General features: G+C 49.7%; 13 protein-coding genes. 1 reads left to right on the top strand and 12 read right to left on the bottom strand.

The window, feature by feature from the left end:
• Together narH and narG are read right to left on the bottom strand one after the other, a co-directional pair.
• The gene (gene narH / locus ACZ483_RS01430) at window positions 1–1,137 is read right to left on the bottom strand and encodes a dissimilatory nitrate reductase subunit NarG (RefSeq protein ID WP_464324391.1); all 1,137 of its coding nucleotides are present in this window, start codon (window positions 1,135–1,137) and stop codon (window positions 1–3) included.
• Window positions 1,138–1,152: 15 nt separating this feature from the next.
• Window positions 1,153–4,620 (bottom strand): dissimilatory nitrate reductase subunit NarH, encoded by a 3,468-nt coding sequence (gene narG, locus ACZ483_RS01425; protein WP_464324390.1) that lies wholly within the window; start codon window positions 4,618–4,620, stop codon window positions 1,153–1,155.
• Between the two features lie 170 nt (window positions 4,621–4,790).
• Between narG and ACZ483_RS01420 the strand changes: the two genes are divergently transcribed.
• Window positions 4,791–6,200, top strand: a complete 1,410-nt coding sequence (locus ACZ483_RS01420) for a GspE/PulE family protein (RefSeq protein ID WP_464324389.1) — start codon at window positions 4,791–4,793, stop codon at window positions 6,198–6,200.
• On the opposite strand, the gene ACZ483_RS01415 is transcribed toward ACZ483_RS01420, so the two are convergent.
• From ACZ483_RS01415 to ACZ483_RS01370, 10 genes are all read right to left on the bottom strand, one after another.
• Entirely contained in the window at window positions 6,190–6,879 is a 690-nt protein-coding gene (locus ACZ483_RS01415; RefSeq protein WP_464324388.1) for a DUF8082 domain-containing protein, read from the bottom strand. The two genes, ACZ483_RS01420 and ACZ483_RS01415, sit on opposite strands and share 11 nt — an antisense overlap.
• Entirely contained in the window at window positions 6,879–7,259 is a 381-nt protein-coding gene (locus tag ACZ483_RS01410) for a HAMP domain-containing protein (RefSeq protein ID WP_464324387.1), read from the bottom strand. The genes ACZ483_RS01415 and ACZ483_RS01410 overlap by 1 nt, the downstream gene beginning before the upstream one ends.
• A complete protein-coding gene (locus tag ACZ483_RS01405; RefSeq protein ID WP_464324386.1) occupies window positions 7,256–7,633 on the bottom strand; it encodes a HAMP domain-containing protein in 378 nt (125 codons plus the stop codon). Before ACZ483_RS01405 ends, ACZ483_RS01410 begins: the two co-directional genes overlap by 4 nt.
• A gap of 94 nt (window positions 7,634–7,727) precedes the next feature.
• Complete coding sequence (gene fsa / locus ACZ483_RS01400; RefSeq protein ID WP_464324385.1) at window positions 7,728–8,381, bottom strand: fructose-6-phosphate aldolase; 654 nt, start codon at window positions 8,379–8,381, stop codon at window positions 7,728–7,730.
• Window positions 8,378–8,752, bottom strand: coding sequence for a thioredoxin family protein (locus ACZ483_RS01395; RefSeq protein WP_464324384.1), 375 nt, complete (start codon window positions 8,750–8,752; stop codon window positions 8,378–8,380). The genes fsa and ACZ483_RS01395 overlap by 4 nt, the downstream gene beginning before the upstream one ends.
• Window positions 8,740–9,486: a pseudouridine synthase gene (locus ACZ483_RS01390; RefSeq protein WP_464324383.1), complete on the bottom strand. Its 747-nt coding sequence runs from the start codon at window positions 9,484–9,486 to the stop codon at window positions 8,740–8,742. Before ACZ483_RS01390 ends, ACZ483_RS01395 begins: the two co-directional genes overlap by 13 nt.
• Window positions 9,487–9,495: 9 nt before the next feature.
• Window positions 9,496–10,083, bottom strand: a complete 588-nt coding sequence (locus ACZ483_RS01385) for a DUF3501 family protein (RefSeq protein ID WP_464324382.1) — start codon at window positions 10,081–10,083, stop codon at window positions 9,496–9,498.
• Window positions 10,080–11,381: a heterodisulfide reductase-related iron-sulfur binding cluster gene (locus ACZ483_RS01380; protein ID WP_464324381.1), complete on the bottom strand. Its 1,302-nt coding sequence runs from the start codon at window positions 11,379–11,381 to the stop codon at window positions 10,080–10,082. The genes ACZ483_RS01385 and ACZ483_RS01380 overlap by 4 nt, the downstream gene beginning before the upstream one ends.
• A 48-nt stretch (window positions 11,382–11,429) precedes the next feature.
• On the bottom strand, window positions 11,430–11,867 hold the full coding sequence (locus ACZ483_RS01375; RefSeq protein WP_464324380.1) for a rubrerythrin family protein: 438 nt from the start codon (window positions 11,865–11,867) through the stop codon (window positions 11,430–11,432).
• 5 nt (window positions 11,868–11,872) lie between these two features.
• Window positions 11,873–13,009, bottom strand: coding sequence for a geranylgeranyl reductase family protein (locus ACZ483_RS01370; protein ID WP_464324379.1), 1,137 nt, complete (start codon window positions 13,007–13,009; stop codon window positions 11,873–11,875).

Below are 13,009 nucleotides of genomic sequence, written 5' to 3'. Positions count from 1 at the left end.
TTAAGGTATGTCCTGCCTGACAACGCCGAGCCTCTCGTCCTTGTGGGGTCTGATCTGGAGAGGCTCAACGAGGGGAACCCTAACTATCTCCTCACCCTCTTCGTTGTAGCCTATCACCTCGTTCTTTCCTACCGCAAAAGAGTGGACTATCCTGTCGGTGGATCCGAAGAGGTGCAGGAGTGCCTGAAGCTCTGGCTCTTTACCTTCCCTCATCTCCATGTAGGTCTTTACCGCCCTCTCGGCTCCCGGACCGAACATCTGCTTGAGGAAGTTGGTGGGAACGTTTATCGGAGGTATGTAGTAAACGTTGGGTTCAAGTCCCGTCTGCGGATAGAGAGGCAGGGCGACCTTCTTGATATGAACGAGAAAGTCTATGGGGTTGGAGCGTTTGGCTTTTTCAGGAGGGTTGAGGAAGCCCATGAGCCTTATCTTCCCGATGCAGGTTATCACGCACTGGGGCTGGAGTCCCTGCTCAACTCTCGGGAAGCAACCTATGCACTTCTGGGATATCCTCGCAACGTAGTTAAACATGGACTTTTTGTAAGGACAGGCTTTCACGCACTCCTGATAGCCCTCGCACCTTTCGGGATCTATCAAAACTATCCCGTCCTCCTGTCTCTTGTAGATAGCCTGCCTCGGACAAGCAGCAACGCAGGCGGGATAGGTGCAGTGGTTACATATCCTCGGAAGGTAGAACATCCAGACGGGGTGGGGGAAGTTTTCAAGAACCGTTCCTATATCAACGGGTTCGTTTACCTCGTCCTCTCCTATGTTCGGATTGGTCCAGTCCAAGTCGTCGGGTAGCCATCCCTTAACGACCTCGGTGTCCGTTCCGTCAAGCACCGTAGATCCCTTGTAAACCTCCCCTTCCCACCTCTGATTGTCTCCGAGGATTTCCATGAGCTTCACGTCCCATCCCAAGGGATAGAAGCCGTTGGGTTTTGTCTCTACGTTGTTCCAGAGCTGATACTCCTGACCTCTTCCGGGCGTCCACGTGGTCTTACAGGCCACGGTGCAGGTCTGACAGGCTATACATTTGTTGAGATCCATAACCACCGCGAACTGCCTCTTGGGTCTCTTGTGCTCGTAAGGGTAGTTAACTTCTCTCTTAAGTTGCCAGTTGTATGCCTTCGCCATGGCTAAAGACCTCCTTTATGCAAACTTCACAAACTGAGCCTTCAGATACTTCCTGAAAGCCTTGTTGGGCTTATGAGGTCTGAACCCTAACTTTACAGGTCTCCAGACTCCCTTTCCGTTTAGCCCGCCGGGCTCTGCCTTCTCTATCTTCGCAAAGGCTTCCCTCGGAGCACCTATGAGGCAGTGAACGTCTGGCGCGAAGCCTTTTCCGATAACCTGACCTGCGAGGTTCTTCCTGACGAGTGTATCCGTCTGGAGGGTAGCCTTGTGCCAGCTCCTCGTTACGCTCTGGTGGGAGCCTCTCCTGTACATGGACTGGTAGCCTGTGTAAGGGTTCTTGGCAAGTCCGTTCTTGTTAACCTTAGTTCCGAGGACTGATCCGTGGGAGGAGCCGTACATGTTGAACCATATCTTGGCGACTCCGGGAGGTGTGTTGTTGGAAGCTCTCGCCCTCAAGAGCAGCCTCGCTACCTCGTAGTCTTCCTTTCTCTTCTCCCAGCCTGCGAAGGGTCTGTCCTGTGGATCGGGATCAACCCAGACGTAATCCCCGTCTTCAATGCCCATCTTCTTAAGATCTTCGGGGTTTATGTCTATGTAAGCCTCGGAGACGAAGGGCTTCCTCTTGTCGTGCCTGTAAACGTCCCCAAAGGGTCCGAAGAGGAGGGTCGTTATGTCGGTGTCTCCCGTAGTGGTGTGAGCTGCGTGCCTGTACTTTGGCGTGTGGACTATATGGGAGGCACCTATTGTTGCCTTAAGGGGATGCTTTGTCTTAGGTAGCTTGACGGGAGAGACGATCACGTTCCTCGCCTGCCTCCACTCGGTGTTTACAAGTGCCTCCTTAGAGCTTACTCCGTAGTCCTCCGGCTTTTTAGGTCTCAGGAGCGGATGGGGCTTTTTGACGACTATAACGTTCGGTTCGTAGTCCGTCGCATCCACAGGCTCCCTGTAAACGGGCAGGTTCTCTCCCGCATCTATGAATTCGGGCTCTTCCCTGTAGAACTCTAACCTTCCGCTCTTGGTATACCAGGGCATGTTCTCCTGCAGTTGGTCCATACCCACGTACTTGGGATAACTCCTTGTCATTATCAGGGAGGGAATACCTTCCTGAGCCTTCTTAGCTATGTCCTCGAGCTTGTACCCTCTGAGGTTGGAGGAGGCGTTTATTACCCTCTGGACATAGACCTCCTGCCTTCCCTCTAAGGCGAACTTCCAGTAATCGGCGAACCTCCTATCTCCTGTAAGCTCTGCCAGCCTCTTGCCTACAAGGGCGAAAACTTCGGCATCGTTCCTCGTGTCGTAGAGCCTCCTGTGTCCCGTCTTTGGCCAGACGTATATGAAGGGATTGGTAACCGAACCCGCTATGTCCCAGTACTTGTTCTCGTTCCAGGAATCGACCCCTAAGACTATGTCCGAGTACTCACAGGTTAAAGACCACCACCATTCGTTGGTGATTATGCATTCTATCTTAGGAAGGGTGTTCATTATGATGTTGTACTTCCACTTGGCGTTTCCGAGGATGGAGTTGGCGTCGACGAACCAACAGAACTTGGTGGGCGTGGGCATGTGGGTCTTACCCGTGAGTATATGCTCGCCCATCATCTGAGGGTGATCGTCGTGGGAGTAGTAGTGGGCGGACTCTCCCTTCCAGTACCTCCTGACCTTGGCAGGCTTGTTGGGATCGAGCTCTATGTTGAAGGGATCTTCCAAGAAGTACTGACCGACCCCGTTGAAGAGGGCGAGCCTGAAGTTACCTGCGTAGGATCCGATGTTACCCGTTGCGTGTCCGATGTTGTCTGTCAGAGCGACTATAAGGTACATGGCTCTGTCCTTGAGATCCCCGTGGAAGTACTGGTTAACACCCATTCCCTGAGCGAGCTTGACGTTCCTCGGATGGGCGGCTATCTCCCTCGCCAATCTCCTTATCTTCTCCGCAGGAACTCCCGTGATCTTCTCTGCAAGTTCTGGGGTGTAGTTCTCCTCAAAGAACTCTAAATAGACTTGGAAGAGTGGTTTGACCTTGACCCTCTTACCCTCAACGGTCCTTACGGTGAACTCTCCCGTCAGGGCAGGATCTATACCGAGCTTCCAGAAATCGTCTCCCACATCGTCGCGGGTTATCACCTTGGGGGAGTTGGTTTTGGTGTCCCAGACGACGAAGTCGTTCATATCTTCCTCTCTGATCTTGTCGGGTATGTACTGCTTCTCCTGCTTGAAGAATGGGGGCAGCCTGTCTCCCTTCCTGAAGACCTCCGCCTTCTTAAGGGGCTTGGGTTTGTAATTTCTGATTATGTCCCTCGCCCTTAGAACCTTTCCGTTGTCCATCCTCACAAGGAGGGGCATATCGGTCCAGGCTTTGACGTACTTCTCCTGATAAAGTTTTTCCTTCATGATCACGTAGGCTATTGAGAGGGCAAGGGCTGTATCTGTTCCTGTTCTTACAACTATAAGTTCGTCGGCAGCTCTGGAGGTGGGTGAGTAGTCGTTGGATATGACTATTACCTTGGATCCTTTAATCCTTGCCTCTGTTAGCCAGTGGCAGTCAGGCATTTTAGTTGTGAAGGGGTTCATACCCCAGAGGATTATCAGCTTAGAGTACTCCCACATGCAGAGGTCGAAGTCGGTGTTCTGTTGTCCCGTTACCATCGGGTGTCCGGGAGCAAGGTCCGTGTGGAAGGAGTAGTTGTCCCATCCCCTTCCACCGAGAGCCTTCTCAGGAGGGACTCCCCTTATGAGGTGGTCGAGAAGACCCATGAGGTTCGCCATCCTGTATGGAGAGGTGTAACGTACCACCGCGAGGAAGGGCATCGATCCCCTGAACTTCATCGTCTGGGTTCCCGCTCCCTTCATAGCGTCAAGCATCTCCTTCTTGTAGTGTCCCTGTTTCTCGAGCCTCCTTCTTCCTTCCGGACCTGAGTAAGTCTTGGCGATATTTATCATCGTCTTTGCTATGATGTCAGCTACCTCGTCCCAAGTTACCTTTATGAACTTGTCCTTACCCCTCTGGAAGTACTTTTCGGGCGGTTTGCCTGTTTCCGGATCTCTGGGGAAGCCGTCCTTGTACCACTGGTAAAAACCTTTCCGAACCATGGGTCCCTTTACTCTTCTATCCCCGTAAAACCTCCTCATGAGGGAAAGCCCCTTGTTGCAACATCGGGGGTCCCACCTGTGACTCGCCTTCAATCCGTACAGGTCAGTAGCTTCTCCGAACCTGTAGGTAGGTTCTATCCTCGTTACGACTCCGTTCTTGACATGCGCCCTGAGCAGGCAGTTGTGGGTGTCGTTGGGAGCGCAGAGGAACACAAATGTGTCCTCCGACCTGAATATGTCCCTGTACATAGTCTCCCAATCTCTGTTGGGATAGTGGAGTATGGGATTGTCCACCTTAACTACTGGTTCGAAGACTCTCAGGGAAAAGGATGGAGAGGACAGAAGTGCAAGGGATAATCCTCCTGCCTTTACAAAGTCCCTTCTTGTGAGGCTCATATCTCACCTCCTCACCATGATTAAGATCATCTGATATAAGTCAGTATAGACTTATGTGACTAACTTGTCAATAACTCAGATTCTCTCTACACCAGTCTTTGTATGTAAGTATTTGCTAATACTTAATTTTTTGTAAGGATAAAATGGATACGTCGGGTTAAATTTAAAGTATGAACATACTTAAGGAGTACAGGCTTATACCTCTCGAGGAGAGCAACGGTAGGTTGAAGCTTCTCGTTCCAGAAAACTTTCAGGAGGAAAAGATAGAAGAGATAAGGTTCAGAACGGGTAAGGACATAGAGCTCGTTGTCCTTCCAGAGGAGGAGTTTGCCAAAGAGCTTCAGGAAAAGCTCTCGGCTGAAGATATACACGTAGAAGGTGAAGAGGAGGAGAGTAAGGAGGGTCTTGACCTGCTTCAGGCTCAAGATGAGAGCCCGGCGGTTAGTCTCGTAAACCAGGTCCTGATAAAAGCCTCCACAGTTGGCGCCTCCGACATACACTTTGAACCCTACGAGGACGAAGCAATCGTTCGACTCAGGATGGACGGAGTGCTCCACGATATACTCAAGGTTCCTACCTCAACATACCAGAACGTCGTATCGAGGATAAAGGTGATGTCCAACCTCAACGTTGCTGAGAAGAGGATTCCTCAGGACGGACGCATCCGAGTGAAGATAGGAAACAAGGATCTCGACATAAGGGTCTCGGTCGTTCCCACGGTCTTTGGCGAGAGGGTTGTTATGAGGCTCCTCGATAAAACTGGATCTCTACTCACCCTCGAACAGCTTGGGCTATCCGAAGAGGATAGGAGGAAGGTAGAGAAGCTGGCAAAGAAGCCTTACGGTATAGTTCTCGTGACGGGTCCGACGGGTGCGGGAAAGTCAACCACTCTCTACGCGATGCTCCTCTACGTGAAGGATCCAAAGAAGAACATAATCACTATAGAGGATCCCGTCGAGTACCAGATAAAGGGCATAAGCCAGATACAGGTAAATCCCAAAGTAGGACTTACCTTCGCCAGCGGGCTTCGCTCTGTCCTGAGACAGGACCCAGACATAATAATGGTCGGAGAGATAAGGGATGCCGAAACGGCGGACATAGCCGTTCATGCTGCTCTCACAGGACACCTCGTCCTATCCACACTACACACCAACGATGCTCCCTCAGCTGTCACACGACTTGCGGACATGGGAATAGAACCCTTCCTGATAGGAAGCTCCTTAGAAGGGGTGATAGCCCAGAGGCTTGTTAGGAGAATATGCGAACACTGTAAGGAAGCTTACAGTCCCAACGAAGAAGAACTTAAAGAGCTTGGACTGGAAGGATACGACGGACCCTTTTACAGGGGCAAGGGATGTGATATGTGCCTTGGAACCGGTTACAGGGGTAGGGTGGGTGTCTTTGAGGTCCTGGAGCTGGACGACGATATAAAGGCTCTCATAACGAGGACGCAGGACTCCAACGACATCAGGAAGCGGGCAAGGGAAAGAGGATTTAAGACAATGCTCGAGGACGGGATAGAGAAGGTGAAGAGGGGTATAACAACGTCGAGCGAGCTTATAAGCGTGGTCAGGAACTAAAGCCTCCTGTTTCGACCACACTGAGAGCCACCTTAAGAAACTTCTGTTTCCTTTCGAAGGAACCTATTCTATCGGCGAGCCTATGGATGAGTTCGTAGGCTTCCTCCTTAGTTATATGTTTCGGGTCTATAGCCATCTCCTTCACAGTCGCCTTAAAGATTATGGAGTAAGCTGGTCCTATCTCCTTTTTCAGCTCTTCGAGTATGGCGTCTACCTGGTGGGGGGCTAAGTATTTTAGCTGAGTTTTAGGTAAGCTCTCCTTTTCTCTCTCCTTTATGAACTCTTCCTTTTTCCTTTTCAAAATGTCCCTGAGCTCATCGGATCTGTTTTTTAGTACTTCAGTAAGCACACCCATAGACTGGTAAACCTTTAGGAAGTTGGTATCTTTCTGAAATACTCCAAGAAGACATATATCGGAGGTTATGGAGGACAGGTATATGAGGTTCTTACCAGCTGTACCAGCAAAGAAGCCCTCCGGTGAAGAGCTTTCCCCTTCAAGTTCTTTAAGCTCAGAGGCTACTCTGCAGAAAACGTTTATCATGCCGTCCAGCTCCGCTTTAGACATATCGTAACTTTCCAACCTCATGAAGTTGCTTCTATCGAACAGGACTATAGCGGCTGCCTTGGCAAGCCTCCTTTCCTTTTCTAAAAACTCTATTATTTCCCTCTCACTGTCCATCAGATCATCTCATACAGAGCTTTTATACTGAGTCTCATCCTTTCGAAGGCATCGGCAAGCTGTGCTATCTCATCGTTCCCTTTAATATCCAGACTTGCATCGACCTCACCAGTGCTTACCTTCTCCATAAGTTCGGTTATGTGCTCTATCTTCGACAGAATCAGCCTCTCTATTAGTACCTTTATGCCAAGTATGGGACCTACTATCCAGGACAGTTCCATAAATATGGCGGAGGCTATGGCGTATTTCAGAGCTTTAGAATCGTCCACACCGCTTTGAACAAGGGCAAGATAGAACATAAAACCTACGAAGGTCGCTCCTATCAGGGAGCCAAGGAAGACAATTAACATTATCTTTGTTATAAGACTGTTCTTCTTCATTTCTCGTCCACCTTAGACATCAGCAACTTTAGGCTCTTTCTCATACGCTCGAAGGCTTCAGCCATTCTACCCACCTCATCATCCGAATGTATATCTACCTTTGCATCTATTTCTCCTTCAGTTATTCTGTTAATTACTTCGGTCATGTGCTTTACTTTCCGGATGATGAACTTGTCTATCAGTATCCTGATCATATAAACGGGTATAAGAAAAGATATACCTATGAAGGTGCTGTATATTAAGGTTTTTCTCAGCGCCTCGGCAGGGTTCACGCCGGCAATTACGAGAACAAAGTAAAGAACTAAGCCTGTGAGGATCGCTCCAAACACCGCCCCACCGAGTACTATCAAGGAGATCCTGTTGAGTAAGGACATTCTATCGATTATTATTCGGCAAAGCAATGCACTCTAACATAAGAGTTCCTAATAGAGACCTTAGACTTAAGAATTTAAGAATATTCCTAAGCTCTTAAAAAGGCTTCTCGGGAACCTTCTCCCAGTCTTTCAGGAACAGCTCTATACCCCTATCGGTCAGAGGATGCTTGAAGAGCTTCTCCATTACGGCGAAGGGCATGGTGCAGATGTCCGCCCCTATCAGAGCAGCTTCCAAGACGTGCATAGGATGTCTAACGCTCGCGACAATTATCTCGGTATCCGCCTCGTAGTTGTAGAAGATCTCCTTAATTTCCCTTATAAGCTTCATCCCCTCTCCGGAGATATCATCGAGCCTTCCCACGAAGGGTGAGACGTAGGAGGCTCCTGCCTTGGCGGCGATCAGAGCCTGCATAGGTGAGAATACGAGGGTTACGTTGGTGGGAATCCCTTCAGCTTCAAGAACCTGAACAGCCTTCATGCCTTCTGGCGTCATGGGGATCTTTACCACCACGTTTTCGCCGAGCTCCGCCAGCATCCTGCCTTCCTTTATCATACCCTCTGCGTCCAAGGAGACCGTCTCGAGGCTCACGGGTCCGTCAACCTCCTCCAGAATCTCCTTGACCACGTCTTTAAACGGTCTTCCCGTTTTGGATATCAACGTTGGGTTTGTGGTAACCCCGTCGAGTATTCCCCAACTGTTCGCCGTCCTTATCTGCTCTATATCTGCCGTATCGAGGAAGAACTTCATCCCTTAACCTCCTTCAGTATTTTATCCTCGCTCTGAAAGCCAACGAAGACCTTTTTAATCCTTCCGTCTTTAACAACGACTGTCGTAGGTGTTCCCATAACCCCAAGCTCCTTCGCCATCTCAAGTCCTTCTCTTTCAGCAACGTTCATCCTTTTCACTCTGACCTTTTTAGATAACGTTTCAATGACAGGGTTCATCCTCCTACAGGCACCGCAGTTCGGCGAGTAGAAGTAAAGGATAACCTCCTTTCCGAAACCCTTCAGTTCTCTCCCTACCATCCTCCCAGCCTTCCAGCGGACAAAGAGCTGCAGACCGAACATAAATAGAATTGTGGCAGCAACACCTATAAGGAATATCTTCAGGATCTCCATTCAGGAGAGTATTTTAACCCAACCGCCGAAAAGAGCTGTCTTAATTCCCTATGTGTTAGATCCCTCCACCTTCCAGGGGGGAGCTTCCCGAGCTTTATAGGACCTATAGCTATCCTCTTCAACTTGAGGACGGGATGACCGAAGTGGGCTAAGAACCTTTTTACTATATGCTTCCTTCCCTCGTGAAAGACTATCTCTACGAAGGTGTTTTCCCCCTCGTATCTCACTATCCTCACATCGTCCGGCTTGGCAAAACCGTCCTCGAGATCAGCTCCATTTCTCATCTTGCGTAGAGTATTTTTAGATACCTTTCCCTTCACGAGAGCAAGATAAACCTTCGGGAGCTTATACCGCGGATGGAGTATTCTGTTAGCAAGTTCACCATCGTTGGTGAGTATCAGGAGACCTTCGGTGTTGTAGTCGAGCCTTCCCACAGGATAGACCCTCTCTGGTATATCCTTTATAAGCTCTTCTATCGTTTTCTTACCGCTCTGGGACTTCCCGAGCTGGGTGAGATAACAGCAGGGCTTGTTGAGGATCACGTATCTCTTCTTCGGAGGTTTTACCTCCCTACCGTCAACTTCAACCTTGTCTACCTCGGGATCTATCTTGACTCCAAGGTCCCTTACCACCTCGCCGTTTACCCTGACCCTCCCCTCCTTTATGAGCTGGTCTGCCTTTCGGCGGGAGGTCACCCCGCACATAGAGAGGTAGCGGTTAAGACGAATGAGCATATATAGAGTTTAATCGCTCTCGAGATCCTTTATGAGTTCCTCCTTCGTCTCCGGAGGTATCTCAACCATAGCCTTGTAGTTCTCGTGGTTTATCTCTATCCTCACAGGCTCCTTCTTGAAAGCCTCTACCTGCTCCGGTGTGAGATCCCACTTGAGGAAGTGAACCACCGAAGCTTTGCCTTCCCGATAGTCCATCTGACTCTTCTCGTCCGCACGAGCTTTTATCGTGTACTTGTTCCCTATATGCATGTAAACGGCGTCATGTATTCCCACGAGCTTGGGAAGCTCTTTTCTCCTCTCCTGAGGATCGGGTATCTCTATGAACATGGATGCGGATAGCTGGTTCTTCTCAGGGATGAGCTCGTTGTAGGTGTCTATCTCGAACTGTATGTCTTCATCTTTAACCATCCTCTCAGCTCTTATCATCTCCTGTATCTGGAACCAGGCGGTGTCAAAGTTCTCGAAGACAAGACTAACCCTGTCCCCTACCTGAACCCTCCTCCTCTTCTTCAGATCTATTATCTCCTTAACCTTCTGAGGTCTTACTTTCTCATACTCGTAGAGGTTGAGTACGTCCTTCATCGTAACCTTTCTCATCCCTGATCACCTCCGTAGGCTCTGAAGAGAACCTCTATCGGGTGGAGGGGTTCCTTTCCCGTTCCGAGCTCTATCATATTGCTCGCGAGGGGGCACTCGGATACGTAGAGATCGGCATCCTGAGCCTTAAGGTCATCGAAGAGCCTCGATCCTACTTTGTAGGCGTAATCGAAGGTCTCCTTCTTAACACCGAAGGTTCCGTCGTGTCCAGAGCACCTATCTACCACTCTTACCTTAGTTCCCGGTATGAGCCTTAGGAGGGCTACACCTTTATATCCGACGTTTAAGGATTTCAGGTGACAGGGGATGTGGTAGGCTATGTTTCCCATAGACACTTTGAAGTCGGTGTTCAGCTTACCTTCCTCTTTAAGCTTCCAGAGGTACTCGTGGAGGTCAAAGACCTTTTCGGAGACCGCCTTGACATCAGGGTCATCGGGAAGCAGGAGTGGATACTCGTACTTTATCTGAAGAGCGCAGGTCGGGATAGGGACGAGTATGTCGTATCCTGCATCCACGTAGGGCTTTAGCCTTGCAACGTTCCTTTTAGCCTTTTCCTTCGCCGAGTCAAGATCTCCTATGTCGAAGTAGGGGATACCACAGCACTCCTGATTCTCCGGAAGCTCTATAAAAACATCGTTCTTTTCCAAAACTCTGACCAGTGCTATTCCTTTCCTTAGATAGTTGTAATTGAGAAGGCAAGTCGAGAATAGAACGACCCTTCCGTTCTCCCCCTTAACCGGTCTTCTGTTCTTCTTGAACCAAGATACGAAGCTCTCGGTGTTGAACTTGGGGAGCTTAGCCCTACGGTCTATACCCATGAAGTTTTCCAAGATAACCCTGGCGGGTTTTGTATCCATAAGGCTGTTTACTATGTGTGCCTGAGGTCCAACGTTGAGCTTACCGTTTAGATCCGTATTCACCATCAGCTTATCTGTCAGCCCTGCTCCCTGCCTCTTGAACTTCCACGCCTTGTACCTTAAGGAAAGATGGGGGAAGTCTATCCTCCACTCGTGGGGAGGAGTGTAAGGACATCTGAAGTAGCACTGCTTACAGTGGAAGCACAGCTCTAAAGGCTTGGCGAGCTCTTCCTTAGTCAGGTTTTCAACGTTGTCATCCTTGGCGTCCACAGCATCAAACAGCGCTGGGAAAGAGGGACAGAAGGCAACACAGAGCCTGCAATCTTTACACTTCGAGTAAACCCGCTTTGCCTCCTCCCACAGAGCTTCTTCGTCGTAAAACTTTGGATCCTTCAGGTCAAAGTTGAACTCCTTAAGACCACCTATACTGGATTCGTACATTATCTCTCTCCCAAAATTAAAAGGAAGGGGGAAATCCCCCCTCGGGTATTAGGCGGAAGCCTTGTACTGCTCGAGAGCTTTCTGGAACCTTCCGGCGTGGGACTTCTCAGCCCTTGCGAGGGTCTCGAACCACTCGGCTATCTCATCGAAGCCCTCTTCCCTCGCTACCTTCGCGAAGCCGGGGTACATCTCGGTGTATTCGTAGGTCTCGCCGGCTATGGCAGACTCGAGCATTTCTTCGAGGGAGTTTATGGTTTTGTCAGTTGCGGGATCAACACCGCCGTACTTCCTCATCATGTCGAGGTGTCCGAAGGCGTGCCCAGTCTCACCCTCAGCGGTCTCCCTAAAGATATTTGCAACATCGGGATAACCCTGAATGTCAGCTTCCCTTGCAAAGTAAAGATACCTTCTGTTAGCCTGGGACTCCCCAGCGAAAGCTGCCTTGAGGTTCTCAAGGGTCTTTGTTCCAGATAGGCTCTTGCTCATGGCTGTCACCTCCTCCTTAGGATTTTATCTATTATTATATGCGAAAAATTTTCAAAACGCAATAGGGAAGTTATAAACTCGGGAAGCCCTCTCAGGTAAAGATCCCTGTATCCGAGCTCTCCCTTAAGGAGTTTAAAAAACCTCTCTAAAGCGAACCCTCTACCCATACCGAAAGCGGCCCTCTGAAACCTGTAGGCAAGCCTCGCTATCTTCCCAGCGTAAACGAGCTCAGGAAGTATGTACTTCTTAATCTGAGAGGCATATTCTTTTAGGGGATCTTGAGGACTCTCAAGTATTGATTTAGCTGCCAAGTGTCCGCTCAGGACAGCGTAGTATATCCCCTCTCCGAGGAGCGGATCGACGAGGTTCGCCGCATCTCCGAGAAGAAGGACCCTCCCTCTGCCGAGATGTAAGTCCTTTTCATTTTCCGTAAAGGGAATCATCCAACCCCTCACCCCTTTAATTTTTTTCTTCTCTATCAACCTGTGTCCTCCCACATAATCTTCAAGCTTTTTCAGGGGATTCTCTCTTCCGACGAGAGCGAGACCTACGCTAAGTCTCTCCCCCTTCGGGAAGATCCAGCCGTAGCCCCTCCTAACTATACCGGCGTCTATTACAACTTTATCTCCCAAATTTCCCTCCGTCCAGAACTCTACGGAGCGGAAAAACTTCCTTTTTTCGTAGCCGAGCGCTCTTCCCACTCTCGTATAGAACCCGTCTGCACCTATGAGGAAGTCGGCTCTTACCTCTCCCACCGAAGTCATCACCTTAAACCCTTGCTCGAAACCTAAAAACTCAACCCCCTCCCATAAATCTGCTCCCGAACTGACAGCTTCCTTAACCAAGAAGTGGTCGAAGCTCATCCTGTCGATTATGTAGGCTATATCCTCACCCGCATCTCTCTCGACAAATTCCCTTCCCCTGAAGCCGAGCACCCCACCGCGTATGACGTTTAGAATCTCCTCTTCCCAACCTTTGGGAAGAAGTTTATCTATTCTTTTAGACAGGCATCCTGCACAGAGCTTGAAGCGTGGTAGCTTCCTCTTCTCTAAAAGAAGGACCTTGGCGCCGTTTTCGGCGAGAACCTTAGCACAGCCCGCACCGGCAGGACCACCACCTACAACAACTGCATCGTACCTCAC

This window comes from Hydrogenivirga okinawensis (assembly GCF_055385515.1).
Note: the sequence above shows the minus strand (reverse complement) of the source record. Positions and strands in the feature narration are given on the sequence as shown.